The organism is Sphingomonas sp. OK281 (assembly GCF_900115295.1).
Classification (GTDB): Bacteria; Pseudomonadota; Alphaproteobacteria; order Sphingomonadales; family Sphingomonadaceae; genus Sphingomonas.
In genome coordinates this window covers 215,814-240,198 of sequence record NZ_FOVZ01000006.1, presented here as the reverse complement: position 1 = coordinate 240,198, position 24,385 = coordinate 215,814, and the positions used below count along the sequence as shown (strand labels likewise).

Annotated in this window: 28 protein-coding genes; 11 read left to right on the top strand and 17 right to left on the bottom strand. The window is 65.1% G+C overall.

Annotated features, from left to right (window positions below):
• The 10 genes from BM244_RS19535 to BM244_RS19490 form a co-directional block, all read right to left on the bottom strand.
• Positions 1-573 (bottom strand): NADPH-dependent FMN reductase, encoded by a 573-nt coding sequence (locus tag BM244_RS19535; RefSeq protein ID WP_093400571.1) that lies wholly within the window; start codon positions 571-573, stop codon positions 1-3.
• Between the two features lie 10 nt (positions 574-583).
• A complete protein-coding gene (locus BM244_RS19530) occupies positions 584-1,378 on the bottom strand; it encodes a DODA-type extradiol aromatic ring-opening family dioxygenase (protein ID WP_093400570.1) in 795 nt (264 codons plus the stop codon).
• A 76-nt stretch (positions 1,379-1,454) separates the two neighbouring features.
• Positions 1,455-2,522 carry a spore photoproduct lyase family protein gene (locus BM244_RS19525; protein ID WP_093400569.1) on the bottom strand — a complete coding sequence of 356 codons (1,068 nt, stop codon included), beginning with the start codon at positions 2,520-2,522 and terminating at the stop codon, positions 1,455-1,457.
• Between the two features lie 36 nt (positions 2,523-2,558).
• On the bottom strand, positions 2,559-3,092 hold the full coding sequence (locus BM244_RS19520) for a response regulator transcription factor (protein ID WP_056490014.1): 534 nt from the start codon (positions 3,090-3,092) through the stop codon (positions 2,559-2,561).
• A gap of 20 nt (positions 3,093-3,112) precedes the next feature.
• Positions 3,113-4,342: an ATP-binding protein gene (locus BM244_RS19515; protein WP_217649170.1), complete on the bottom strand. Its 1,230-nt coding sequence runs from the start codon at positions 4,340-4,342 to the stop codon at positions 3,113-3,115.
• Between the two features lie 80 nt (positions 4,343-4,422).
• Entirely contained in the window at positions 4,423-5,139 is a 717-nt protein-coding gene (locus BM244_RS19510) for an SURF1 family protein (RefSeq protein WP_093400567.1), read from the bottom strand.
• A complete protein-coding gene (gene cyoD, locus BM244_RS19505) occupies positions 5,139-5,522 on the bottom strand; it encodes a cytochrome o ubiquinol oxidase subunit IV (protein ID WP_056063531.1) in 384 nt (127 codons plus the stop codon). The genes BM244_RS19510 and cyoD overlap by 1 nt, the downstream gene beginning before the upstream one ends.
• Positions 5,519-6,157, bottom strand: coding sequence for a cytochrome o ubiquinol oxidase subunit III (gene cyoC, locus BM244_RS19500; protein WP_244187173.1), 639 nt, complete (start codon positions 6,155-6,157; stop codon positions 5,519-5,521). Before cyoC ends, cyoD begins: the two co-directional genes overlap by 4 nt.
• Positions 6,158-6,161: 4 nt before the next feature.
• Complete coding sequence (cyoB, locus tag BM244_RS19495; RefSeq protein WP_093400565.1) at positions 6,162-8,162, bottom strand: cytochrome o ubiquinol oxidase subunit I; 2,001 nt, start codon at positions 8,160-8,162, stop codon at positions 6,162-6,164.
• A 10-nt stretch (positions 8,163-8,172) separates the two neighbouring features.
• Positions 8,173-9,399 carry a ubiquinol oxidase subunit II gene (locus tag BM244_RS19490; protein ID WP_093400564.1) on the bottom strand — a complete coding sequence of 409 codons (1,227 nt, stop codon included), beginning with the start codon at positions 9,397-9,399 and terminating at the stop codon, positions 8,173-8,175.
• A 213-nt stretch (positions 9,400-9,612) separates the two neighbouring features.
• On the opposite strand from BM244_RS19490, the gene BM244_RS19485 reads away from it, so the two are divergent.
• Positions 9,613-10,944, top strand: coding sequence for an MFS transporter (locus BM244_RS19485; protein ID WP_093400563.1), 1,332 nt, complete (start codon positions 9,613-9,615; stop codon positions 10,942-10,944).
• A 286-nt stretch (positions 10,945-11,230) separates the two neighbouring features.
• Here the strand turns inward: BM244_RS19485 and BM244_RS23405 are convergent, their stop codons facing one another.
• Both BM244_RS23405 and BM244_RS23400 read right to left on the bottom strand, forming a co-directional pair.
• On the bottom strand, positions 11,231-12,391 hold the full coding sequence (locus BM244_RS23405; RefSeq protein WP_093400562.1) for an MFS transporter: 1,161 nt from the start codon (positions 12,389-12,391) through the stop codon (positions 11,231-11,233).
• Between the two features lie 59 nt (positions 12,392-12,450).
• Positions 12,451-13,068, bottom strand: a complete 618-nt coding sequence (locus BM244_RS23400; protein WP_093400561.1) for a flavin reductase family protein — start codon at positions 13,066-13,068, stop codon at positions 12,451-12,453.
• A 51-nt stretch (positions 13,069-13,119) separates the two neighbouring features.
• On the opposite strand from BM244_RS23400, the gene BM244_RS19470 reads away from it, so the two are divergent.
• The 3 genes from BM244_RS19470 to BM244_RS19460 are packed head-to-tail and all read left to right on the top strand — an operon-like array spanning position 13,120 to position 15,925.
• Entirely contained in the window at positions 13,120-13,890 is a 771-nt protein-coding gene (locus BM244_RS19470; RefSeq protein WP_093400560.1) for a cytochrome b/b6 domain-containing protein, read from the top strand.
• Positions 13,887-14,648, top strand: a complete 762-nt coding sequence (locus tag BM244_RS19465) for a molybdopterin-dependent oxidoreductase (protein WP_093400559.1) — start codon at positions 13,887-13,889, stop codon at positions 14,646-14,648. Before BM244_RS19470 ends, BM244_RS19465 begins: the two co-directional genes overlap by 4 nt.
• A 50-nt stretch (positions 14,649-14,698) precedes the next feature.
• A complete protein-coding gene (locus BM244_RS19460; protein WP_093400558.1) occupies positions 14,699-15,925 on the top strand; it encodes an SAM-dependent methyltransferase in 1,227 nt (408 codons plus the stop codon).
• 155 nt (positions 15,926-16,080) lie between these two features.
• On the opposite strand, the gene BM244_RS19455 is transcribed toward BM244_RS19460, so the two are convergent.
• Entirely contained in the window at positions 16,081-16,470 is a 390-nt protein-coding gene (locus tag BM244_RS19455; protein WP_175518309.1) for an EF-hand domain-containing protein, read from the bottom strand.
• A gap of 160 nt (positions 16,471-16,630) precedes the next feature.
• Between BM244_RS19455 and BM244_RS19450 the strand changes: the two genes are divergently transcribed.
• Positions 16,631-17,875 carry an argininosuccinate synthase gene (locus BM244_RS19450; RefSeq protein ID WP_254784611.1) on the top strand — a complete coding sequence of 415 codons (1,245 nt, stop codon included), beginning with the start codon at positions 16,631-16,633 and terminating at the stop codon, positions 17,873-17,875.
• Positions 17,876-17,929: 54 nt separating this feature from the next.
• Here BM244_RS19450 and BM244_RS19445 read toward each other — a convergent pair whose 3' ends face one another.
• On the bottom strand, positions 17,930-18,745 hold the full coding sequence (locus tag BM244_RS19445) for an inositol monophosphatase family protein (RefSeq protein ID WP_093400556.1): 816 nt from the start codon (positions 18,743-18,745) through the stop codon (positions 17,930-17,932).
• Positions 18,746-18,835: 90 nt separating this feature from the next.
• Here BM244_RS19445 and BM244_RS19440 point away from each other — a divergent pair, with 90 nt between their 5' ends.
• The 3 genes from BM244_RS19440 (at position 18,836) to BM244_RS23250 (ending at position 20,927) form a co-directional block, all read left to right on the top strand.
• A complete protein-coding gene (locus BM244_RS19440; protein ID WP_093400555.1) occupies positions 18,836-19,375 on the top strand; it encodes a peroxiredoxin in 540 nt (179 codons plus the stop codon).
• Between the two features lie 98 nt (positions 19,376-19,473).
• A complete protein-coding gene (locus BM244_RS19435) occupies positions 19,474-20,643 on the top strand; it encodes a GGDEF domain-containing protein (RefSeq protein ID WP_254784610.1) in 1,170 nt (389 codons plus the stop codon).
• A gap of 143 nt (positions 20,644-20,786) precedes the next feature.
• Positions 20,787-20,927 carry a hypothetical protein gene (locus BM244_RS23250; RefSeq protein WP_175518295.1) on the top strand — a complete coding sequence of 47 codons (141 nt, stop codon included), beginning with the start codon at positions 20,787-20,789 and terminating at the stop codon, positions 20,925-20,927.
• A 130-nt stretch (positions 20,928-21,057) separates the two neighbouring features.
• Here the strand turns inward: BM244_RS23250 and BM244_RS19430 are convergent, their stop codons facing one another.
• Together BM244_RS19430 and BM244_RS19425 are read right to left on the bottom strand one after the other, a co-directional pair.
• Positions 21,058-21,675 carry a YbhB/YbcL family Raf kinase inhibitor-like protein gene (locus BM244_RS19430; protein ID WP_093400553.1) on the bottom strand — a complete coding sequence of 206 codons (618 nt, stop codon included), beginning with the start codon at positions 21,673-21,675 and terminating at the stop codon, positions 21,058-21,060.
• Positions 21,676-21,678: 3 nt separating this feature from the next.
• Positions 21,679-22,188 (bottom strand): hypothetical protein, encoded by a 510-nt coding sequence (locus BM244_RS19425; protein WP_093400552.1) that lies wholly within the window; start codon positions 22,186-22,188, stop codon positions 21,679-21,681.
• Positions 22,189-22,268: 80 nt separating this feature from the next.
• On the opposite strand from BM244_RS19425, the gene BM244_RS19420 reads away from it, so the two are divergent.
• Positions 22,269-22,697, top strand: coding sequence for a DUF1810 domain-containing protein (locus BM244_RS19420; protein WP_093400551.1), 429 nt, complete (start codon positions 22,269-22,271; stop codon positions 22,695-22,697).
• 66 nt (positions 22,698-22,763) lie between these two features.
• A complete protein-coding gene (locus BM244_RS23820; protein WP_259457500.1) occupies positions 22,764-22,889 on the top strand; it encodes a hypothetical protein in 126 nt (41 codons plus the stop codon).
• A 149-nt stretch (positions 22,890-23,038) separates the two neighbouring features.
• On the opposite strand, the gene BM244_RS19415 is transcribed toward BM244_RS23820, so the two are convergent.
• A complete protein-coding gene (locus tag BM244_RS19415; RefSeq protein WP_093400550.1) occupies positions 23,039-23,686 on the bottom strand; it encodes a DsbA family oxidoreductase in 648 nt (215 codons plus the stop codon).
• Between the two features lie 103 nt (positions 23,687-23,789).
• Between BM244_RS19415 and BM244_RS19410 the strand changes: the two genes are divergently transcribed.
• Positions 23,790-24,377, top strand: coding sequence for an alpha-ketoglutarate-dependent dioxygenase AlkB (locus tag BM244_RS19410; RefSeq protein WP_093400613.1), 588 nt, complete (start codon positions 23,790-23,792; stop codon positions 24,375-24,377).
• Positions 24,378-24,385 lie beyond the last annotated feature (8 nt).

Below are 24,385 nucleotides of genomic sequence, written 5' to 3'. Positions count from 1 at the left end.
TCAGGAGGCCTCGCGGTCGGCGGTGGTGGGCTGCGCGATGTCGGCGAGCAGGTCGTCTATGCCGGCGACGAGGAAGTCGAGCGTCCGCTGGTCGGTCAGGCGACCGTCGGCGATCTTCTCGTGGACGGCGCCGACGACTGCCTGGGGACGCAACACGACGCGGGCGCCGATCGAGGCAAGCGTCTCGTTCAGTTGCGCGTGCGCACGCGCGCCGCCGACTGCGCCGGGCGACGAGGTGAGCGTGAAGACCGGCTTGCCCGTGAGCGTCGCCTTGCCGTGCGGTCGCGAGGCCCAGTCGAGCGCGTTCTTCAGGACGCCGGAGATGCCGTGATTGTATTCGGGGGCGGCGATGACGATCCCGTCAGCCGCGCCGATTGCCGCGCGCAAGGCTGCGACGGCGGCGGGGGGCGTGTCGGTGTCGGCGTCCTGATCGTAGAGGGGCACGTCGTTCAGCGCGAAGACCGTCAGCGCGGCCTTGTCAGTGATCGCTTCGCCAAGCGTGGTCAGGATCGCGGTATTGTACGAGCCGCGGCGCAGGCTGCCGGAGATAGCGAGCAGGACGGGAAGGGCCATGGAGTTTCCTTTAATTGAAGCGGTAGCTGGAGATTGCGGTTTGCAGCACGCGCTCGTTGTAGACTTGCATGCCTGACTGATCGGAGGCGCCGGCGGCGACCATCAGCGGGAGGAGATGCTCTTCGCGGGGATGCGAGAGGCGGCCGGCGGGGGCTTCGGCCCAGCCGGCTAGCGCTTCCGCCCGGGCGGTTGGTTCGGCCTCGACCGCTGCGGTCAGCCACTGGTCGAAGGCTTCGGACGGTGCGGTGAAGCGGGGATCGCCGTAGCCGCGCATGTTGTGGAAGCTCATGCCCGAGCCGACGATCAGGACGCCTTCGTCGCGTAAGGGGGCGAGTGCGCGGCCGGCGGCGACATGGAGCGCGGGGTCGAGATCGCGGTCGACTGACATCTCGACGACCGGAATGTCAGCGTGGGGGAACGCGACCTTCATCGGGATGAAGACGCCGTGATCGAGGCCGCGGGTCGGGTCGACAGCCGCGGTCAGGCCGGCGCCACGGAGCAGGTCGACGGCGCGGGCGGCCAAGGCGGGATCGCCGGGCGCGTCGTAGCGGATTTCGTAGGTATGCGCGGGGAAGCCTCCGTAATCGTAGATCAGCGGCGGCGTTGCGGCACCGGAAAAGGCGAAGCCGCGCGTTTCCCAGTGGCCGGAGACGACCAGGATCGCCTTGGGCTTTTCGGGTAGCGAGGCGGCGATCGACCGGAGGTACGCGGCCATGCCGGTCCAGTTCCCCGCAGGGTCGTCCATGAAGAAACAGGGTCCGCCACCGTGCGGGATGAAGAGCGTGGGCTGGCGGGTGTTTGTCATTGTCTTGAGGTAGGCGGCGGTGGCGGCGATCGGAAGGTTGGGAATGGCAACGCTGCGTTGCCGGTTGGCGCGGCGGTCACGTCCAGTAGAGGATGCGGGCCTGCGGGAGCTTAGCGGCGATCTCGTCCTGGAAGAAGCTGCGGAGCGCGCGCATCGTGTCGGCGTCGTAGACGTATTTGACCGAGCCGAACTTGGTGCGCTTCTCGGTGCGGTTGGCCATGCTGAGGTCGAGCGACGAGCCGGGGTACCAGGTTTCGAGCACCGCCTTTGATCCGGGGGTGTAGCGGTGGGTGATGAGCTCAATCGTCACGTCCGGTACGTCGGCGAGCACCCTGCCCGCCTCCGCCAGCAATTCGCCATACGCCTCGCGCCAGCCTTCGGCGGCGATGATCGGCGCGACCGTCAGGCCGATCTTGTAGCCTGCGTCCGCCATCCTTCGCAGCGCGACCAGCCGGGCTGCGACCGGGCTGGTGCCACCCTCGAAGCGCGCATAAGCAGCGGGGTTGATCGAGGCGCGCATGCGGGTACGGCCGCGATGGTCTAGAGCCAGCAATGGCTCGACTGCGTCGAACTTCGTGGTGAAGCGCAACTGCACGTCCGCCTCCCATGCGCCGAAATGCGCGATTAGCGCGGAGAGCGATCCGGTGACGTGCTCGATGCCGAGCGGGTCGGTGTAGCAGGAGGCCTCGAACGTCGTGCCCTCATGCGCGCGAGCGGTCGAGCGCGAGGTGACGGTCCCCTGGCCGAGGTGCGCGGGGAGTTCGGCGAGGATCTCGGGCAGGTTCGCGTAGACGCGCGTGATCGGCGGGCCCTTGAGCGAGCCGGCGAGGTAGCAATAGCCGCAATGCGCGGGGCAGCCCTCGGCGAGGTCGATCCGCCAGTCCGCGCTGGGGGCGATCGGCTGGAGCTTGCGCTTCGAGGGTGGCGCGACGACCAGTGCGAGCGTCGCCTTGGCTTCGGCATAGGCGCGGCGGGAGTCGTCGGGGAAGTCGAGCTTGAGGCGGTCGCTCGGCAGCGTCGTGACGGGTACGCCAAGTGCGGTCGCGCGGGCGGCAATCTCGGCACCGTGATCCCAGGTCAGCGCGGACGGGGTCGCGAGCAGTCGCTTTGGCTGCCAGAGTCGTGAGGGTTTTGGCGCTGGCATCGAAAGACAACGCGCGCCTTCGCCGAAGCGTTGCGGCTATTTTACCGGGCGTTTCTCGAGCTTTCGCGCGAGCGTGCGGCGGTGCATGCCGAGGCGGCGTGCGGTCTCCGAAATGTTGAAGTCGGTTTCGGCGAGCGTGGTGTGGATACGCTCCCATTCGAGCGTCTTGATCGAGGTCGGGCGCTCGGAGAGTTCGGTGTCGACGCTGCCCTCGGTCCGGTCGAACGCGGCCTCGATGTCGTCGGTGTTCGAGGGTTTGACGAGGTAGTGCGACGCGCCGAGCTTGATCGCCTCGACCGCGGTGGCGATGCTCGCGAAGCCGGTGAGGACGACGACGAGGATCTCGGGGTCGTGCGCGTGGAGCGTCTGGACGCAGACTAGGCCGGACGCACCGCCAAGCTTGAGGTCGACGACCGCGTAGCGCGGGGTGCGCTCGGCCAGTTGCTCGACGAGTTCCTCGTGGCTCGCGGCCTGCATGACTTCGTAGCCGCGGCGTTCGAACGAGCGGCGAAGCGTGCGGGCGAAGGTCTCGTCGTCCTCGACGATCGCCAGGAGTTTCGGTTCTGTCATGGCGTCGGTCACGGTGCTCGTCATGACAGGGCGATCGCTGAGAGGGGCATGGTGATCGTGACTTCGGCGCCGCCTCCTTCGCAGTTCACAACCGACACGCCGCCGCCGAGCTTGCGCATGACGTTGACCGCGAGGAACAGGCCGAGGCCGTGGCCGGGTTCGCGCTTGCTCGACTGATAGGGTTTGCCAAAGCTGGCGAGCCGTTCGTCGCTGAAGCCGGGGCCGCGGTCGCGGACGATCAGTGCGAGGTCGCCGTCGGTGCGTTCGCCGCGGAACGCGACCCATTGCGGCGAGGCTTCGGCGGCGTTGTCGAGCACGTTGGCGATCACCTGTTTGAGCGCAGGGTCGGACACGACCTGCGGGTCGTCGCCGACTCGCGTGGTATAGTCGAAATCGACCGATGGGTGCACCGCGCGCCATTCGTCGACAATTCCGTCGAGGAGCTGGTGGAGCGGCATGATCTCGGGGGCCTCGCCGCGCGCTTCGCCGGCTGACAGGAGAATGCCAGTGACGATCGCCTTGCAGCGCTGGACCTCGGACTGCATCTCGACGATCTCGGCCTGGAGGTCGGCGTCCTGCGCGAGCGTCGGCATGCGGCGCCAGTCGGCGAGGATGACCGCGATCGACGCCAAGGGTGTGCCGAGTTCGTGCGCGGCGCCCGAAGCCAGGAGCCCCATGCGGACGATGTGATCCTCCTCTGCAGCCTGCTGGCGCAGGTCGGCGAGGCGCGTGTCGCGGGCGCGCAGGTTGCCGGTGATGCGCGTCATGAACAGCATCAGCAGCGTCGCGATCAGCATGAAGCAGAGCAGCGAGCCGATCGTGTAGAGCAGGAAATACTCGCCGCTGTAATCGGGGGGCAGGATCAGCGGGCGGTAATAGAGCGTGAGCACGCCGAAACAGGCGGCGGTGACGGCGACGATCGCCCAGCTCGACCAGCGATCGAGAAGCACGGCCCCGAGCACGACGTGGAGCAGATAGAGCGAGATGAACGGGTTGGTCGCGCCGCCCGCGAGATACAGCTGCGTGGTGAGCAGGCCGACGTCGAACAGCAGCGCGAGCAGCAGTTGGATGTTCGCGCCCTTGCGCCAGCCGTACAGCGGCATACTCGCGAGGTTGAGGCCCACGGCGGCGGCGAGCGCGGCCATCATGGGGACGAGCGGAAGGTCGAAGCCGAGGCCGAAGCGCGCGAACAATATGGTGACGAACTGGCCGGCGACCGCGATCCAGCGCAGCGTCACCAACTGGCGCATGTTGGCGTTGCCGGTCGCGTCGGTGCGTGCGGTGGCTAGCGCTAGCCAGCGTTGCCAGCCCTGGCGTGCCGCCTCCGAGGTCATTCCGCCCCCTGCCGCTTCCGCGCATCCTGACGGACGAACACGACGAACGCACCGACCGTCATCGCGGCGAGTGAGAACCAGGTCAGCATATAAACGAGGTGGTTGTTCGGGAAGGCGATGATCGTCAGGCCGCCGACGGGGGCGGCCGTGCCGGACTTGTCCGCGTCGACGAAATAGGGCGCTACGTTCGACAGGCCCCGCGCGCTGGCGATCGCGGCGACGTCGCGCGAATACCATTTGCCGGTGGTAGGATCGTTGTGGCGCAGGAAGCCGCCGCCGGGCTCGGTGATGCGGAGATAACCGGTGATCGTGACCGGGCCGGTCGGCTTGGTATGCGCGACGCGCTGCTCGGGTGAGACATAGCCGCGGTTGACGAGGATGGTGAAGCCTTGGGTGGTCCGCAAGGGCGTGACGACCCAGTAGCCGCTGCCGAGCGCAGTGGCGGCGCGCACTAGTGTTTCGCGCGTATTATCGAGCGTGCCGTCTAGGCGGATACGACGATAGGCGTCAGTGGTGGCGGTGATCGCGTTCCAGGAGCCGGGTCCGGGCGGGGTGACCGGCGCGGCGTGCGAGCGCGCCGCGACCTGTTCGATCAGGTCGAGCTTCCAGGTGCGGCGCTCGACCTGCCAGATGCCGAGCGCCATGAACCCGGCGAACAGCAGCAGAGCGACCAGGCCTGCGACATAGACGGCAGGGCCCGGTCGCGTCTTCATCACATGTCTGCCGCGGCCTGCATCGGCATCATGTTCGTGTTCATGTGGTACATCACCCAGATCGATCCGCTGAGCGTGATGACGACGAGGATGATCGTGAAGATCAGCGCCATCATCGTCCAGCCGCCTTCCGACTTGCCGCTCATGTGCAGGAAGTAGATCATGTGGACGACGATCTGCGCGACCGCGAAGACCATCACGACCAGCGCGGCGGTCGACGGATCCTTGAACGCGCCGGTCATGACCGCCCAGAACGGGATCGCGGTCAGGATGACCGAGAGGAAGAACCCCTTGAGGTAGCTGCCACGCGTGCCGTGTGCTGCACCATTGTCATGGTCGTGATCGGCGTGCGGATTGTTCGCCGGTGCTTGGGGGTCGCTCATCGCAGGGTGCCCATCAGATAGACGAAGGTGAAGACGCCGATCCAGATGACGTCGAGGAAATGCCAGAACATGCTGAGGCACATCAGGCGGCGCTTGTTGGCGGCGATCAGGCCGTGCTTCTGGACCTGGACCATCAGCGTGACGAGCCAGATCAGGCCCATCGTGACGTGAAGGCCGTGCGTGCCGACGAGCGTGAAGAACGACGACAGGAATGCGCTGCGGGTCGGGCCAGCCCCCTCATGGATGAGGTTGGCGAACTCGTACATTTCGATCGACAGGAACGCGAGGCCGAACAGGCCGGTGAAGACCAGCCACATCTGCATGACGCGCTGGCGACCTTCCTCCATCGACAGCATCGCGAAGCCGTAGGTGATCGACGAGAACAGCAGCATCGCAGTGTTCACCGCCACCAGCGGCAGCTCGAAGATCTCCTTCGGGCTGGGACCGCCGGCATAGCTGTTGCCGAGCACGGCGTACGCCGCGAACAGCACCGCGAAGATGAGGCAATCGCTCATCAGGTACATCCAGAAGCCCAGCATCGTGCTGGCGCCGTCCGGATGCTCATGCTCCTCAATGTCGTAGAACGAGACCTTCTCGGTCTCGTTCAGGCCATCCTTCATGGGTATTGCGGACATCGCGTCAGGCTCCCTGGGTCGCGAGCTGGCGGGTGCGCGCGTTCTCGGTGGCGATCACGTCCTCGACCGGGATGTGGAAGTCGCGCTTGTAGTTGAACGTGTGGAAGATGGTGGTGCCGAAGATGCCGGCGAGTGCCAGCCCTGCGAGCCACCAGATGTACCAGATCATCGCGAACCCGAACGCCACGCTGAGACCGGCGAGCACGACGCCCGTGCCGGTACCGCTCGGCATGTGGATCGACTTGAAGCCGGTCACAGGCCGCTCGTGCTTGCGATCCTTCATGTCGTACCAGGCGTCCAGGTCATGGACGATCGGCGTGAACGCGAAGTTGTACTCCGGCGGCGGCGACGAGGTCGCCCACTCCAGCGTGCGACCGTTCCACGGGTCGCCGCTGTGATCGGCCAGCGCCTCGCGGTTGCGGATGCTGACGAAGATCTGGAGCAGGAAGGCACCGATGCCGGCTGCGATCAGGGCTGCACCGAAGGCGGCGATGACGAACCAGATCTGCAGGTTCGGATCGTCGAAATAGCGCATCCGGCGGGTCACGCCCATCAGGCCGAGCACGTAGAGCGGCATGAACGCGAAGTAGAAGCCGACCACCCAGCACCAGAACGATACCGTGCCCCACTTCTTGTCCAGCTTGAAGCCGAACGCCTTCGGGAACCAGTAGTTGATGCCGGCGAACATGCCGAACAGCGTGCCGCCGATGATCACGTTATGGAAATGCGCGACCAGGAACAGCGAGTTGTGCAGCACGAAATCGGCAGGCGGCACCGCGAGCAGCACGCCGGTCATGCCGCCGATCGTGAAGGTCACCATGAAGGCGATCGTCCACATCATCGGCAGTTCGAACCGGATCCGGCCCTTGTACATCGTGAACAGCCAGTTGAAGATCTTGGCCCCGGTCGGGATCGAGATGATCATCGTGGTGATGCCGAAGAACGAGTTCACGCTCGCGCCAGAGCCCATCGTGAAGAAGTGGTGCAGCCAGACGAGGTAGGCGAGGATCGTGATGACGAGCGTCGCATAGACCATCGAGCTGTAGCCGAAGAGGCGCTTGCCCGAGAAGGTCGAGGTGACTTCCGAGAAGATGCCGAACGCCGGCAGGACCAGGATGTAGACCTCGGGGTGACCCCAGATCCAGATCAGGTTGACGTACATCATCGGGTTGCCGCCCGAGTCGTTCGTGAAGAACGCGGTGCCGATGTAGCGATCGAGCGACAGCATCGCGAGAACCGCGGTCAGGACCGGGAAGGCGGCGACGATCAGGATGTTTGTGCAGAGCGAGGTCCAGGTGAAGATCGGCATCTTCATCATGGTCATCCCGGGTGCGCGCATCTTGACGATGGTCGCGACCAGATTGACGCCGGACAACAGCGTCCCGATGCCCGCGATCTGCAAGGCCCAGATATAGTAATCGACACCGACGTCGGGCGAATATGCCAGTCCCGAGAGGGGCGGCATCGCGAGCCAGCCGGTCCGCGCGAACTCACCGATGAACAGCGACATCATGACGATCACGGCACCGGCCGTGGTCATCCAGAAGCTGAAATTGTTGAGGAACGGGAACGACACGTCGCGCGCACCGATCTGGAGCGGGACGACATAGTTCATCAGGCCCGTGACCATCGGCATCGCCACGAAGAAGATCATGATCACGCCGTGCGCGGTGAAGACCTGGTCGTAGTGATGCGCGGTCAGGTATCCTTCGGACCCGTTGAACGCCATCGCCTGCTGCGCACGCATCATGATCGCGTCGGAGAACCCGCGCAGCAGCATGACGATCGCCAGGATCATGTACATGATGCCGATCTTCTTGTGATCGACGCTGGTGAACCACTGGTTCCACAGATAGCCCCAGACCTTGAAGTAGGTCAGCGCGGCGACGAGCCCGAGCCCGCCGATCGCCACCATCGCGAAGGTGGCGACGACGATCGGTTCGTGCAGCGGCAGCGACTCCAGGGTCAGGCGGCCGAAGATAGTCTTCAACAGGGTGTCGTTCATGATGGTTTCTCTAGCCGTTCGCGACGGGGCGCGTGCCCGGCATGGTGGAGGGGGTCAGCATCGTGTGATTGCGGTTGGACTGCGAGCCGGGGGCGCTGTTTGCGCCATCCTTTTTGATGTCGGCCGGCGCGGTCCAGTGGTTGCCGCTTCCCTTTTCGTCCGCGTCCTTCATCAGGGCGCCTTCGGGATGACCGGTGTCCTGCGGGCCCTTGCCGCCATTGACCCCGGGCATCGCCATGCCGGCGTGCGAATCCCCCCCGCCTTTGCCGCCGTGCATCATCTGCGACATGCAGACCTTGCCGGGCTGGACGCACTGCTCGACGACCAGCTTGAACATGTTCGGCTCGACCGCATTGTAATAGCGGACAGGGACCTTCTCGCTCGGCTTCTCCAGCTGGAGATAGCTTGCGCGGTTCAGACCGCCCCCACGCTGCTTGACCTGATTGACCCAGGCCTGGAAGCCAGCGTCGCTGACGCCGTGGAAGCGGAAGCGCATCCCCGAGAAGCCCGCGCCGCTATAGTTGGACGAGAAGCCTTCGTAGTTGCCGGGCTTGTTGATGACCGCGTTCAGCGTCGTCTGCATGCCGGGCATCGTGTAGATCATGCCGGCGAGCGCCGGGATGTAGAACGCGTTCATCACCGACGACGAGGTCATCTGGAAGCGGATCGGACGATCGACCGGCGCAGCCAACTCGTTGACCGTGGCGATGCCGTATTCCGGATAGATGAAGAGCCACTTCCAATCGAGCGCGACGACCTGCACCTCGAGCGGCTTGCCGGCGCCGTTCGGACCGTTGCCCGCCTGCTGCTTGTCGACCAGATTGCCGACCGGCACGTTGTTCGCGAGCGTCGGAGAATCAGGCTTGATCCGGCCGAGCGGGCGATACGGATCGAGCAGATGCGTGCTGGTCCAGGTCAGCGCGCCGAGCGCGATGATAATCAGCAGCGGGATGCCCCAAATCAGCAGCTCGAGCCCGACCGAGTGATCCCAGTTGGGCTCGTACTTCGCGGTCTTGTTCGACTGGCGATACCGGAACGCGAACAGCAGCGTGAGGATGATCACCGGCACGATGATCAACAGCATCAGACCGGTCGCGATCAGCACGAGATCGCGCTGTTGCACTGCGATATCGCCCGAAGGCGACATCACGACCCAGTTGCAGCCGCTGGTGAGCAGCGCAAGCGGCAGCACGGCCAGCCATTTTTTCGCGCGGGAAACGGTTTTCTCAACGATCATGCGGATCCCCTACGCCTCGCTTTCGCCGCGCTACAGTGGACAATTTGTCCAATGGGCGCTGCACTGCAACATCGGCATGGCTTTATCGTCGCCCGGAGTAGCATAGATCACCCCTGCCCGCATTGGGCGCGGGAGATTGGCGCGGAATATATCTGCCCGCATCCGCCGGAACAGCGTATCATCGGGTTCGCGCCCTGAAGAGCGAGTTGAAGAATGAGTGCAAATACAGTCCCCGAGACGAGCTTCGAAGCCGATGCTCGCAGTATCCACAGCGACGGCGAGCACGTCACGCCGGGCGTGATCGCGATCGGCGTGGTGATCGGCCGCACCTCGGAATTCTTCGACTTCTTCGTGTTCGCGATCGCTTCGGTGCTGGTGTTCCCGACGCTGGTGTTTCCGTATGTCGACCGGTTGCAGGGCACGCTGTATTCGTTCGCGGTGTTCGCGCTGGCGTTCATCGCTCGCCCGATCGGCTCGATCATCTTCATCGCGGTCGATCGTGCGTACGGCCGCAGCGTCAAGCTGACGATCTCGCTGTTCCTGCTCGGCACGTCGACGGTCGCGATGGGGTTCATCCCGAGCTATGATTCGGTCGGCAACTGGTCGGTCGCGATCCTCGCGCTGCTCCGTATCGGCCAGGGCATCGCGCTTGGCGGCGCGTGGGATGGTCTCGCCTCGCTGCTGTCGCTGAACTCGCCGGAAAAGCATCGCGGCTGGTACGCGATGCTGCCGCAGCTGGGTGCGCCGATTGGCCTGCTGGTTGCCAGCGGCCTGTTCGCGTTCTTCGTGGCCGCACTGCCGACCGAGGACTTCTTCGCCTGGGGCTGGCGTTATCCGTTCTTCGTCGCGTTCGCGATCAACGTTGTGGCCCTGTTCGCGCGCCTTCGGTTGGTCGTGACGCCAGAGTTCGAAGAGATGTATGCCAAGCGCGAGCTCGAGCCTGCACCGGTGATCGAGACCGTGCAGTCGCAATGGAAGGCGATCTGGCTCGGTTCGTTCGTGCCGCTCGCGAGCTTCGCGCTGTTTCACATGGTGACGGTGTTCCCGCTATCGTGGGTCGTGCTGTTCACGCGTGAATCGGCAGGTCGTTTCCTCGTGGTGGAGGTCATCGGGGCGGTGATAGGGCTTGGCGCGATGCTGGTGTCGGGGCTGCTCGCGGACCGCTTCGGTCGTCGCACCATGCTGGGCACGATCGCAGTGCTGATCGCGCTGTTCGCGATCGCAGCGCCGTTGCTGCTCGATGGCGGCGAGATCGGCGAGCGCCTGTTCATGGGGATCGGCTTCCTGCTGTTCGGCCTGTCGTTCGGCCAGTCCTCGGGCGCGATCGCATCGAGCCTGTCGCCGCAGCATCGTTATACCGGCTCGGCGCTGACGACCGATCTGGCGTGGCTGTTCGGTGCCGGGTTCGCTCCGCTGGCAGCGCTGCTGCTGACGAGCAAGCTGGGGCTGGCGGCGAGCGGCGCGTACCTCTTCTCGGGCGCGGTGTTCACGCTGATCGCACTGGGTCTGAACAAGCAGCTGGCCAAGCGCGACATCGCGCGGTGATTGGTTGGGGCTGACGGGCCGGCATCTCCCGAACGGTCGGCACTTCGCCACGCCTACCAGCACTACCCCGGCGAAGGCCGGGGCCCAATTGGCAAGGCTGCAGTAACGGAGCGCTGCCGCTAGTTAGCACCGTCCCCCAATTGGGCCCCGGCCTTCGCCGGGGTGGTAGTGGTTAGGATAACCCGGGCGCCTCACAACAACCGTTCCCCCGCAAAGGCGGGGGTCCAGGAGCCACCAGCGCCACCGCCTGCAACCCTGGAGAGAACAGTCGTTAGCGGGCCCCTACTCAAACCCGCCGGCGATCCAGTCCCCAGGACACCGCCCAGATCACAAACCCGCCAAGCGCCAGCGCGGTCCCGACCCAGCCGGTCGACGGCAACCCATACCCGCCCGCAATCGCCAGCCCACCAAGCCACGGCCCAAGCGCGTTGGCCGTATTGAACGCGGAATGGTTGAGCGCCGCGGCCAAGGTCTGCGCCTCCTCCGCGACATCCATCAGTCGCGTCTGAAGGATCGTTGACAGGCCGCCGCCGCAGCCGATCAACAGGATCACCGGCAGCATCGCCCAGAGATGCGGCGTCGCGGGTGCATAGAGCGCGAGCGCTCCTGCCCCGAATAGCAAGGTGATCCCCGCCGCCGGCATCAGCGCGACGTCGGCTGCCTTCGCGCAGACCAAAGTCCCGATCGTCATGCCGACGCCGAACAGTGCAAACGCAACGGGCGTGAACGCGGACGATACGCCGGTCACCTCGGTCAGCGTCGAGGCGAGGTAGGTGTAGACGCAGAAGATGCCGCCGAACCCTACCGCCCCGATGGCGAGCGTCAGCCACACCTGTCCGTTACGCAGCGCCGCGAGTTCGCCCAGCGGGCTCGCATCTTTGGCAGGACGCAGGACCGGCGCGAACTTCAGCAGCATCGCGACCGTCGCGGCCGCGATGATCGCGACGATCCCAAAGCCCCAGCGCCAGCCGAACCACTGGCCGATGCCGTTCGCCAACGGCACGCCCGCGATCGTCGCGATCGTCAGCCCAAGCATCATCCGCGACACCGCGCGCGACCGCTTCTCGCGCGGCACCATCGACGCCGCTACCAGCGACCCGACCCCGAAATACGCGCCATGCGGCAATCCACTAAGGAACCTGGCCAACAGCATCGTGTGATAGGTCGGCACGAGCGCGGACAGGCCGTTGGCGATCCCAAGGAACGTCATCAACCCGATCAGCAGCACCCGCCGCTCGATCTTCGCCGCCAGCACCGCGATCGTCGGCGCACCCACGACGACGCCCAGCGCATAAGCGCTGATGACATGCCCCGCGGTCGGCTCGTCGATCCCGAGCCCGCGTGCGAACTGCGGCAACAGGCTCATCGCCGCGAACTCGGTCGTCCCGATCGCGAACCCGCCGACGGCGAGCGCTAGCAGCGCCATGCGCGTATCGACAGGTTTCATGGGTATCTCTTTCGTAAGCCGGGACGGCGTAACATGCTGCGCCGCAGCATACGCCTCTATCAGCCCGGGCGGCGCATCTTGAACAAGGAATCTTCCGTGATTGTAAAGTAATCCGCGGGACCGCCGCCGCGCAGGATCGGTTGCGCGCGCGCCGTCTGGTAGACGCCGTCCTCCAGCATCGCGGTGTCGATGTGGATCGCGACCGCTTCGCCGAGCACCATCCACTGGTCGAGCTCGCGGCCTTCCTTGGTCTCCAGACGGATCAACTGCGTGAGCTGGCACTCGAACTGCGCGCGCGAAGCGGCGACCCGCGCCGGCTTGACCTTCGTCGAGGCGGCCATCTCGAGCCCGGCCAGCGCGAACTCGTCGACGTCCGCCGGCACGCCCGCAGACGTGGCGTTCATCGCCTCGCCGAGATCGCGCGTCACCAGGTTCCAAACGAACTCGCCGGTCGCCTCGATATTGGCGACGCTGTCCTTCCAGCCCATCGACGAGAAGCCGATGATCGGCGGGGTGTAGTTGAACAGGTTGAAGAAGCTGTACGGCGCGAGGTTCGCTACGCCGTCCGCGGACACGGTGCTGACCCAGCCGATCGGCCGCGGCGCGACGATCGCGTTGAGGGGATCGTGCGGCAGGCGATGGCCGTTCGCGGGCTCGTAAGAATGCCATTCGGTCATACATGTATTCCTGCTAAGTCACTGTCCGACTGCCTATAGCGAAGGTCGAGCATGAACGATCCCACTGCCCTCCCCGTCAGCACCCCTATCAGTCCCCCGGTCATCAAGCGCCACCGGCTGGCGACGCGTGTCTGGCATTGGGTGACGGTGGTGACGATGTTCATCATGATCGGCAGCGGTATCGGCATCCTGAAGGCGCATCCGCGGCTGTATTGGGGACGGTACGGCGCGAATTTCGATACCGCGTGGACGACGCTCGACCAGTGGCCGAGCTGGCTGGTGTCGCTGCTCAACCTGCTGACGATCCCGGCCAGTTACAATCTGGCGCTGTCGCGGCGCTGGCACCTGTTGTTCGCGCTGGTGCTCGCCTTCGCGCTGCTCGGGTTCATGATCGTCAGCCTGATCAACAAGCATTTCCAGCGTGATCTTCGCGTGCGGGCGGCCGAGCTCTCGCCGCGTGAAGTGGCGCATGACGTGAAGGAACATCTGGCGTTCCGCTTCCACGATCCGAAGCGGCCGGGCGCGTACAACATTCTCCAGAAGCTGTCCTACGTGGCGACGATCTTCGTGCTGATCCCGGTGATGATCCTGACCGGGCTGACGATGTCGCCAGGGATGGACGCGGCGTTTCCGTGGCTGCTCGAGGTATTCGGAGGCCGACAATCGGCGCGCTCGATCCACTTCATCGCCGCGACCGGGCTGGTGCTGTTCATCATCGCGCATCTGGCGCTGGTGATCCTGGCGGGGACATGGAACGAGGTGCGGTCGATGATTACCGGGCGCTGGAAGGTCCCCGCCCACACGTCGGAGGACGTCGCATGAGCTCGCTGATTACCCGCCGCTCGCTCGTTATGGGTGCGACCATCGGTGCAGGGGCGCTGCTGGCCGGCTGCGACAAAATCGCCGCAAACCCCGAGGCGCGGAAGATCCTGTTCATGGGCGAGGACATGAACCGCGGGCTGCAGCGCGCGCTGAGCAACCGCAACGCGCTGGCGCCCGAGTTCAGCCCCGCGCAGATGTCGCCGATCTTCCGGTCGAACGGCACCAGCAATCCGGGGACCGCGGAGTATACCGCGATGGTCGCCAACAATTTCGCGGACTACCGGCTGAAGGTCGGCGGGCTGGTCGATCGGCCGCTGTCGGTGTCGCTCCCGCAACTTCGCCAGATGCCGTCGCGCGCGCAGATCACGCGCCACGATTGCGTCGAGGGCTGGAGCGCGATCGGCAAATGGCAGGGGCCGAAGCTCGGCGCGCTGCTGACCGCCGCCGGGTTGCAGACGTCCGCGCGTTACATCGTGTTCACGTGTGCGGACCTGTTCGGCGGTGCGAACTATTACGAGTCGGTCGATCTGGTCGATGCGTTCCATCCGCAGACGATTCTTGCCTGGGCGCTGAACGATCAGGTGCTCGACGTCGCGCACGGCGCGCCTGTCCGTCTGCGCGTCGAGCGGCAGCTCGGCTACAAGCACGCCAAATACGTCATGGCGATCGACGCGGTCGCCAGCCTTGCCGGGATCGGAAAGGGCAAGGGCGGCTATTGGGAAGATAACGTCGATTATGATTGGTACGCAGGAATCTGAACCGCGCCGAGGGGTAGCGCAATTCCGTACCAGTCATTAGCTAACGCCGCATGGCACTCTTCGATCGTTTCCTGGCCCGGCAGGTAAAAACTGGCGAGCTCACGCTCATTCACGCGGATGGCACCACCAAGCATTTTGGCAAGCCAGACCCGGCCTACAATCCCGTCACGATTCGGCTGACGCAGGCCGGTGTCGCCGGCGCGATCGTCCGCCACCCGGCGCTCGGCGCGGCGGAGGCGTTCATGGATGGGCGCCTCGTGATCGACCGCGGCGACATCCGCGATCTGGTCAACCTGCTCAAGGGCAACAGCCCGTGGGAGCGTGGCGGCGGCCTCAATCCGTCGCTGCCGATCAAGTTGCTCGACAAGGTGGTGCACCGTGTCGACCGCGTGAACATGGCGCGCCGGTCGAAGAAGAACGTCGCGCATCATTACGATCTGTCGGACCGGCTGTACGACCTGTTCCTGGATGCGGACCGACAATATTCCTGCGCGTACTTCACCGATCCGGGCAACAGCCTGGAGCAGGCACAGTCGGACAAGAAGGCGCATATCGCTGCCAAGCTCGCGATCCAGCCGGGCATGCGGGTGCTCGACATCGGCTGCGGCTGGGGCGGGATGGCGCTGTATCTGCACGCGAAAACCGGTGCCGAGGTGCTCGGCGTGACACTCAGCGAGGAGCAGCTGAAGGTCGCGCGGCGTCGTGCCGAGGAGGCTGGCGTCGCCGACAAGGTGAAGTTCGAACTGATCGACTATCGCGCGCTGACCGGAAGTTTCGACCGGATCGTCTCGGTCGGGATGTTCGAGCATGTCGGCCCCGCGCACTACAAGGCGTTCTTCCGCAAATGCCGCGACCTGCTCACCGACGACGGCGTGATGCTGCTCCATACGATCGGCCGGATGGGCGGTCCGGGCGTCACCGACACCTTCACGACCAAGTATATCTTCCCGGGCGGGTATAATCCGGCGCTGTCGGAGATCGTGAAGGGGTATGAGGGGCTGAAGTTCTTCCCGACCGATATCGAGGTGTTGCGCGTCCATTATGCGCTGACAATCGACCTCTGGTACGATCGGACGGTGGCCGCGAAGGACGCGATCGTTGCGCTGTACGACGAGCGATTCTACCGGATGTGGACGTTTTACCTGGCGGGTGCCGCAACGGCGTTCCGGACCGGGGGGATGGTCAACTACCAGATTCAGCTGTCGAAGAGCCGGATGACGTTGCCGCTGACGCGCGATTACATGATCGAGGGTGAGCGGGCTTTGCGCGAGGGGTGACCTGCTCCCTTTCTTGAAAGGGAAGAGCTTGACTTGCTCCCCTCCCTGGAAGGGAGGGGCTGGGGGTGGGTCGGCTGCTTGGGATGAGCGGCGCCCGCAAAACGGGCCGACCCACCCCTAACCCCTCCCTTCCAGGGAGGGGGATCGGTTGCGCTTTAGCGTGGGCCCTGCACGTCGGCCTTGGCCGCGGCGCGTTCGTCGCCGCCGATCTTGCCGTCGTGGTTCGCGTCGTACTTCGCGAACGTCGCCGCGAGCAGTGCCTGTGCCTCGGCCTGCGTGACCTTGCCGTCCTTGTTCTTGTCCGCGCTGGTGAACCACAGGTCGGCGAGGCGCTTGGCATGCACGGGGTCCGGACGGCCCGGTCCGACCTTCATGTTACCGATCCGTGCCTGCACTTCCGCGCGCGTGAGGACGCCGTCCTTGTTGGTATCCGACGCGGCGAACTCGGTCTTGAACTTGGCCGAGGCCGACGCGCGCGTTTCCTGCGCGAGCGCCGGAGTCGCAAGGCCGGCAAGGACGAGAAGGGTGAGGCTTTGGCGTAGCACGATGCGGTAACTCCAGAGGATTTGCGGCGCGAATAGACCGGTTCGGTTGTACGCGCCATTAACGCCCGAGTTGCATGGCGCGGTTGCATGCACAGGTTGCAAGAGGGGCCCCCAGCGCATAGGGGCGCGGGCATTGGATATTGCCCGAAGGATTCTGCCCGTGACCGATCAGATCAATCGCCCCGCCGGCGAGGCCGGCATCAATCGGGTCGTGCTCGCCTATTCCGGTGGCCTGGACACGAGCGTGATCCTGAAATGGCTCCAGCAGACGTATAACTGCGAAGTCGTGACCTTCACCGCTGATCTCGGCCAGGGCGAAGAGCTCGAGCCGGCGCGCGCCAAGGCCGAGATGATGGGCGTCAAGCCCGAGCATATCTTCGTCGACGATCTGCGCGAGGAGTTCGTCCGCGACTACGTGTTCCCGATGATGCGGTCGAACGCGCTGTACGAGGGGCTGTATCTGCTTGGCACGTCGATCGCGCGGCCGCTGATCGCCAAGCGCCAGATCGAGATCGCCAAGATGGTCGGCGCCGACGCGGTCAGCCACGGCGCGACCGGCAAGGGCAACGACCAGGTCCGCTTCGAGCTCGGCTATTACGCGCTGTCGCCCGACATCAAGGTCATCGCGCCGTGGCGTGAATGGGATCTCACCAGCCGCACGCGCCTGATCGAGTTCGCCGAACAGCACCAGATCCCGGTCAGCAAGGACAAGCGCGGCCAGGCACCGTTCTCGACCGATGCGAACATGCTGCACACGTCGAGCGAAGGCCTCGTGCTCGAGAACCCGTGGGACGAGGTCCCCGACTATGTCTACTCGCGCACGGTGAACCCCGAGGACGCGCCCGATACCCCTGAGTACATCACGATCGATTTCGAGCGCGGCGACGGCGTCGCGATCAACGGCGAGGGCATGAGCCCGGCGACGTTGCTGTCGACGCTCAACGAATACGGCCGTCGCCACGGCATCGGCCGTCTCGACCTCGTCGAGAACCGCTTCGTCGGCATGAAGAGCCGCGGCATGTACGAGACGCCGGGCGGCACGATCTATCACCTCGCGCATCGCGGCATCGAGCAGCTGACGCTCGATCGCGGCGCCGCGCACCTGAAGGACGAACTGGCACCGCGCTATGCCGAGCTGATCTACAACGGCTTCTGGTTCTCGCCGGAGCGCGAGATGCTGCAGGCCGCGATCGATCACAGTCAGGAGAAGGTGTCGGGCACCGTTCGCCTGAAGCTCTACAAGGGCGGCGTGTACGTGGTCGGGCGGAAATCGCCGAACTCGCTGTACTCGGAGAAGGTCGTCACGTTCGAGGACGACCAGGGCGCCTATGACCAGCGCGATGCGGCCGGGTTCATCAAGCTGAACGCGCTGCGGCTGCGTTTGCTGGGTCGGCGCGACCAGTAATCGCCGCCGCGCGGCGGTCGGTTTGGCGTGTGCCGCCCGCCGCGGCGGTTCTGCTCAGTGGTCGTGCGAATCGGCTTGGAGGCGGTGCATCGCTTCGAGCACGTCGTCCATTCGCGCAGGGTCTCCGATCGCAAGGACATGGCCCTCGCTGGCCGAGGTCAGCGGGTCGCCGTTCCAGTCGCACATGCGACCACCAGCCCCTTCGACGACCGGCACCAAGGCGGCGAAATCGTAGAGCTTGAGGCCCGACTCGCACACGATATCGAGATGTCCGCTGGCGAGCAGACCGTAATTATAGCAGTCGCCGCCATAAACCGGGCCCTGCCGGGGGTTGCCGCCAGAGATCGCGGCGACGAGCGCGAGATAATGCGGCACGTCGACTTCGTCGAACAAATGCGGACTGGTGGTGGCGATCGTCGCCCCCTTCAGTTCGCGACACACGCGAGTCTGGACGGGCACGCCATTGAGCGTGGTCGGACGACCCGCGACGCCCACCCAACGTTCGCGCTGGATCGGCTGGTCGATGATCCCGAGCACCGGCCAGCCATCCTCGACCAGTGCGATCAGCGTGCCGAAGATCGCCCGCCCGACGGTGAAGCTGCGCGTGCCGTCGATCGGGTCGAGCACCCATTTGCGGTTGGTGACGCCCGGCTTCTCGCCAAACTCCTCACCGACGATGCCGTCGCCCGAGCGTTCGGCGTCGAGCAACCGGCGCATCGCGGTCTCGGCCTCGCGATCGGCGCGCGTGACGGGGGACTGGTCGTCCTTGACCTCGACGCCGTGCTCGTGGCGAAAATAGGGTCTGATGACGTGGCCCGCAGCATCCGCGAGGCGGTGCGCAAGATCGATATCGGCTTGGGTTACTGGCATATTTCCAGCCTATCGGGCGCGAGCGTCACGGGCAATGGACGGATCGGTCTCCCCAGCGTAGGTCATTGCGATCTAAACGGAGTATCGTTCATGCGCCTCGTCTCGACACTTGCTACCGCCGCTGCCCTCCTCGTCGCGGCGCCTGCGCTGGCGGCACTCGCACCCGGCGCCAAGGCTCCGGACTTCACCACGCGCGGCGCGATCGCCGGCAAGGTGTTCACGGTACACCTCGCCGAGCAGCTGAAGAAAGGCCCGGTCGTGCTCTACTTCTTCCCGGCGGCGTACACCGGCGGCTGCAACGCGGAGGCGCATGCGTTCGCGGAGGCGATCCCGGCGTTCACCAAGGCAGGCGGCACCGTGATCGGCATGTCGGCCGACAATGTCGAGACGCTCAGCAAGTTCTCGGCCGAGAAATGCGCGGGCAAGTTCGCGGTCGCCAGCGCGGGGCCGAACGTGATCAAGGGGTACGACGTTGCACTCGGCAAGCAGATCGCCGGTCGCGATATCACCAAGCGCACCAGCTACGTCATCGCCAAGGACGGCCGAGTCGCGTTCGTGCACGACGATATGAACCCCGCGGAACACGTCGCGACGACGCTCGCCGCTGTCCAGAAGCTTACCGGCAAGTAAGACGGACCGTTCGTTACGCCGCGACAACTATCTGCGCGTTGGTGACGAGATGATAACGCTTGCGACCCTAATACCGCGACGGGGACGCGAGGGTTATCATGCAGGACACAGGGACGGCGCAGACGCGATCGGGGCAGACGGCGGACATGCGTGTGGGATCGCATCGGTCGGCCGGCGCGTCGCCCGATGGGTCGACCGGTGCGGGCGAACAACCGGCAACGCTGCCAACGGGCTGGCTGTTCGAGCGCATCGGCCGTTTCCTCGATACGCATGGACTCAGCCCCGTCCCGCCACATTTCGAATTTGCCTTCGCGACCCTCTCTGCCCCCGACCAGCCGTTGGGCAAGGCCGTCGCGAAGCTGACCGAGCAAGGCGTTCGCCTGACCAGGGTCGATATCGAGCGACTGGGGTGGCGCGTGGTCGATGGTCCGCCGCTCATCCACGCTCCACGGAACGACGCTGGCGTCGGGGTTGGCTCCCGTGTCGACCCGAGCTTCGACGCTGACGCGAGCGGACACGCCGATACGGCGATTGCGCTCGTTACCCAGACGCAGCAGCACGTCGATGGTTTCGCCAGGATGATGCGCACGATGCAAGACGATACGCGCGGCTTCGGTCGCGATCTCGCTCGCAGCGCTGCGTCGATAACCAAGATGGCCGAGATCGACGAGATCACGCAGATCACGAGCACGATGATCGCCCGTATTCATGACAGCGAAGTCCGGTTGGCAGTCGCGACGGCGGAGGTGGATGCGTTGCGCGCGAAGCTTGCCGAGGCGCGCGATATCGCCCGCCGCGACGTGCTGACCGGGTTACCCAACCGACGCGCGTTCGAGGAGGCGTTGGCGGAGCGCGGCACGCACGGCGGACCGCATTGCCTTGCGGTGTGCGACATCGACAGGTTCAAGCGCGTGAACGACCTTCACGGCCACGCCGTCGGCGACCGCGTGCTCACCGCCATCGGCCAGACGATCGCCGCCGAATGTTCCCCGCACCTGGTGGCCCGCCACGGCGGCGAGGAGTTTGCCGTATTGCTGTGCGGCGTGACGCTGGAAGACGCGGCTATGTTGTTCGATACCTTACGGGCGACGGTCGCACAAAAGCGGTTTCGCGTGCGCGAAACCAATACCGCACTCGATACCGTCACCGTGTCGGTAGGAATCACCGCGATCCATGACGACGAACCGGTCGAGACCGCGTTCGCACGCGCCGATCGACTGCTTTACGCGGCGAAGGATCAGGGGCGGGATCGCATCTGCGCGGGCTGATACCGGACATTGGCGCAATTTCCGGAAAAAGTTGGTTGAATTTCCCAACTCGAAGACCGGACAATCGAAAAGTCTAACGATTTCAAATATATAAGAAACTGGCACGACGCATGCAACTCACTCGATATCGGCGGCGGAATGGTTTGCTCGCCGACATCTCGAAGGAAAATACCATGTCGCTCCGTTTTGAAACCATCCAGCGCGTCGCAGTCTCGGTCGTCGGCGCCGTGTTCTTTGCAGCGATCGCGATCGGTACCGCCGCTCCAATCATCCCCATTGCCTGAGCCGGGGAGACCTCCCTCATGGGCCGCAGTGTCCTTGTCGGCCTCGTCGCCTTCTCGACCACCCTGTTGATACTCATTACCCATGCCGGCCACACGTGCGCCTGATGCGAATGCCTGTCACGGCATGATGTCAGGCGGGTGCGGCCATCCCCACTGGCCCGACCGGTGCATCTTCTTCCCGGGAATACGTCCCGATCAAAAACCCCGCCGCGAGAACGTGGCCGGTGATCGCCTCGATCACGGCAGACCGTCCGGGCGTCGTACCGGCATCACCCGCACCGGCGCCGATTGCGAACAGTTGAAATGCGTAGCGATGCTCGCCGTGTCCACTCGGGGGATCGGGCGGTAGCCATCCTTCGCGCAGATAGGAATTGCGGCCTACATCGCGGCCCGCCGCATTACCCTTTCCGTCGGCGGCGATTGCCCCTTCAACCAGCTGGCCCGCATCGGCTTCAAGCCCCCAGATGATCGCATGGACAAGCGGTTGCGGCGTCGGCGCATCGGCGTCTTCCACGATCAACACCATGCGCGCGGTCCCGACCGGCGGCTCGCTCCAGACGAGCGGCGGCGATACGCCTTCCCCGTCGGCGGTGAAGCGCGGCGGCATCCGGCCCTCGTGCGCGAATGCCGGGCTAGTCAGATCGAGCGTCTCGAAGTTGGTGCCAAGCTGGACGATGGCGAGTTTGTCGATACCGGCACGCAGATCACTCATCGCATGACCGAGCCATGCGGGGATATGTTCAAGCATAGCTCATCCTTCCGAGGGGCAGGTTTCGGCACGTCGGACAGGTGCGGCGCCGTCATACCAGTCGCTCCGTGCGCCCATCTTTGCCGCATCGTGATAACAGACCTGCGTCTTGCCCGCCTTGCTGTCGACGATGACGGTCCAGTTGCGATCGCTGCAATTATGTTCCTCGCAACCCCAGGCGGCAACGCGGTCGCCCATCTTGAATACCGGCGTTTCGGGCCCCGAGCGACCACGGATCGTCTCGCGCAGTTTCGCGTCCCCGACCGCCGTGACGAGTCCCGACGCGACATCCGTACGGTCGTAGAAATCAACACCGCTTATCGCATCGTGCGGGTATTTACCCACATAGGCAGTGATCGGGGTGGTCTGTGCCTGGCCAGGGATCGGCGTCGGCGCCCGCGTCTGCGGTGGCGTGAAATTGCTCGCGGCCAGCGTGTCGGTAGGGTCGTCCTTCTTGGCGCATCCGCCCAGCAACGGGAAAGCGAGCACCGCGATCATCACCAACGTCTTCATGCGCCATCCTCTTCTGCTGCTACCAACGCATCGGGTTTGTCGGGGGTTGCGTCGGGCATGATCGGAACCATGTCGAGGCGATGGCACAGGATCTTACCCGCTTCATCAACGCGCAGGACGGTGTGTACGCGCAGGCGCTCGCCGAACTGCACGCCGGGGCGAAACGCAGTCACTGGATGTGGTTCGTCTTTCCCCAGATCGCGGGGCTCGGGCAAAGCGCGATGGCGCGGACCTATGCGATCATGGATGAGGACGAGGCGCGGGCGTATCTTGCGCATCCGGTGCTTGCGTCGAGGCTGATGGAAGCGACCAAAGCCGTGACCGCAGCGCGTGGCTCGGCCGAGGCGATCCTTGGCGGCATCGATGCGGTGAAGTTGCGGTCGTCGATGACGCTGTTCGCCGCAGTCGCCGACGATCCGGCGCCGTTCCGCGCGGCGCTCAACCGGTTTTTCGAAGGCGCTGACGATCCCGCGACACTCGATCTGCTGCGCGGAACGCCGCATGGATAACATGCGGGCATCGGCGACAACGCGTGTAGTATGATCGCGGGGCCTTCCGCCCCATGAGGTGCCGTGATGGCGAAGAGCCAGAAGAAATCCAGCAAGGAAGTCCGCAAGCCCAAGGCCGAAAAGGCCCCCAAGGCGAATGCATCGAACCCGACCACCAAGGGCAAGCCCGTCGAGATGACGACGCTGAACTGAGCGGTCAAACTGGGTACGGCCCCGGTATGATCTGCGATTGGGCGATGACGGGGCGACTTCGGTTGCTCCGGTCGATCCGGCGCAGGCCAGCTGCCCGAACAATCACGCATCCGGCAGCCCGATCCTGCTGCCGGATCACCCGATACGGGTCAGCTTGCCGTAGCGACCTTGCGTAGCGCACGTTCGAAGACGTCGACGGGCTGGCCTCCCGAGATGAGATGCCTGTCGTTGATCACGATCGCCGGCACTGCATTGATCCCGCGGGCGCGCCACAGGCCTTCCGCCGCGCGAACCTCGTCCGCGTAGCGTCCCGATCGCAGCACTTCCTCGGCGGCAACCGGATCCAGCCCGGCCTTTGCCGCGGCATCGACCAGGACGCGGTGATCGCCGGGGTCGGCATTGTCCGTGAAATTGGCGGTGAACAGCGCGTGCTTCAGCGCGCCCTGCCCCCCTTCGACCTGCGCCCAATGCAACAGGCGGTGCGCGTCGAACGTGTTGTAGATCCGGCTCGTTTCGGTCATCGCCATCGTGAAGCCGAGGTCCCGCGCGCGATCGACGATCATTGCGCGGTTCGCCGCCGACTGCTCGGGCGTCGATCCGTATTTCTCGGCGATATGCTCGCCGATGTTCTGGCCGCCCGCGGGCATCGCCGGATTGAGTTCGAACGGCTGGAAGACGATCTCGGCGTCGAGCGCATCCGCCGCACGGACCAGAGCCTCCTCCAGCGCGCGCAGACCGATGATGCACCACGGACAGGCGATGTCCGACACGAAGTCGATCTTGAGATGGGCGGTCATGTCAGTCTCCGGCAAGCGCGCTCCGCGGTAGATTGCAGCGGTGCGATGAGCAACTGCCGGGCTTTCGGCTGGCCATGGCCGCCCTCATCCCTACATGCCGACGATGGCAAATCCGACCGCAGACCTTTTCGGTACACCCATCCTGCCAGGGCTCGAATATCGCGACGCACTGCTTAGCCGGGATGAGGAAGCGGCGCTGATCGCCCGGATCGACGAACAGGATCTGGCGCCGTTCCAGTTCCAGGGTTGGCTGGGCAAGCGGCTGACCAGATCGTTTGGCTGGCATTACGACTTCGACACGAGCCGGTTCGGCGAGACCGATCCGTTGCCCGACTGGCTCCTGCCGATCCGCCAGCGCGCCGCCGCGTTCGCGAAACTGCCCGGGGAGTCGCTCGTCCAGGCGTTGCTGATCCGGTACGATCCGGGTGCCGGGATCGGCTGGCACCGCGACCGGCCGGTGTTCGAGCATGTCGTCGGGATTTCGCTCGGCGTACCGGCGACGATGCGGTTCCGGCGGCGCACGGCGCGCGGCTTCGACCGCGCCGCCGTGCCGCTTGCGCCGCGATCGATGTATCACCTCAGCGGCGAGGCGCGGCACGACTGGGAGCACAGCATCGCCGAGATGGACGTGACGCGCTGGTCGATCACCTTCCGCAGCTTTACCGCCAGCGCACGGCCAGACCGGCGCTGACGGTTCCG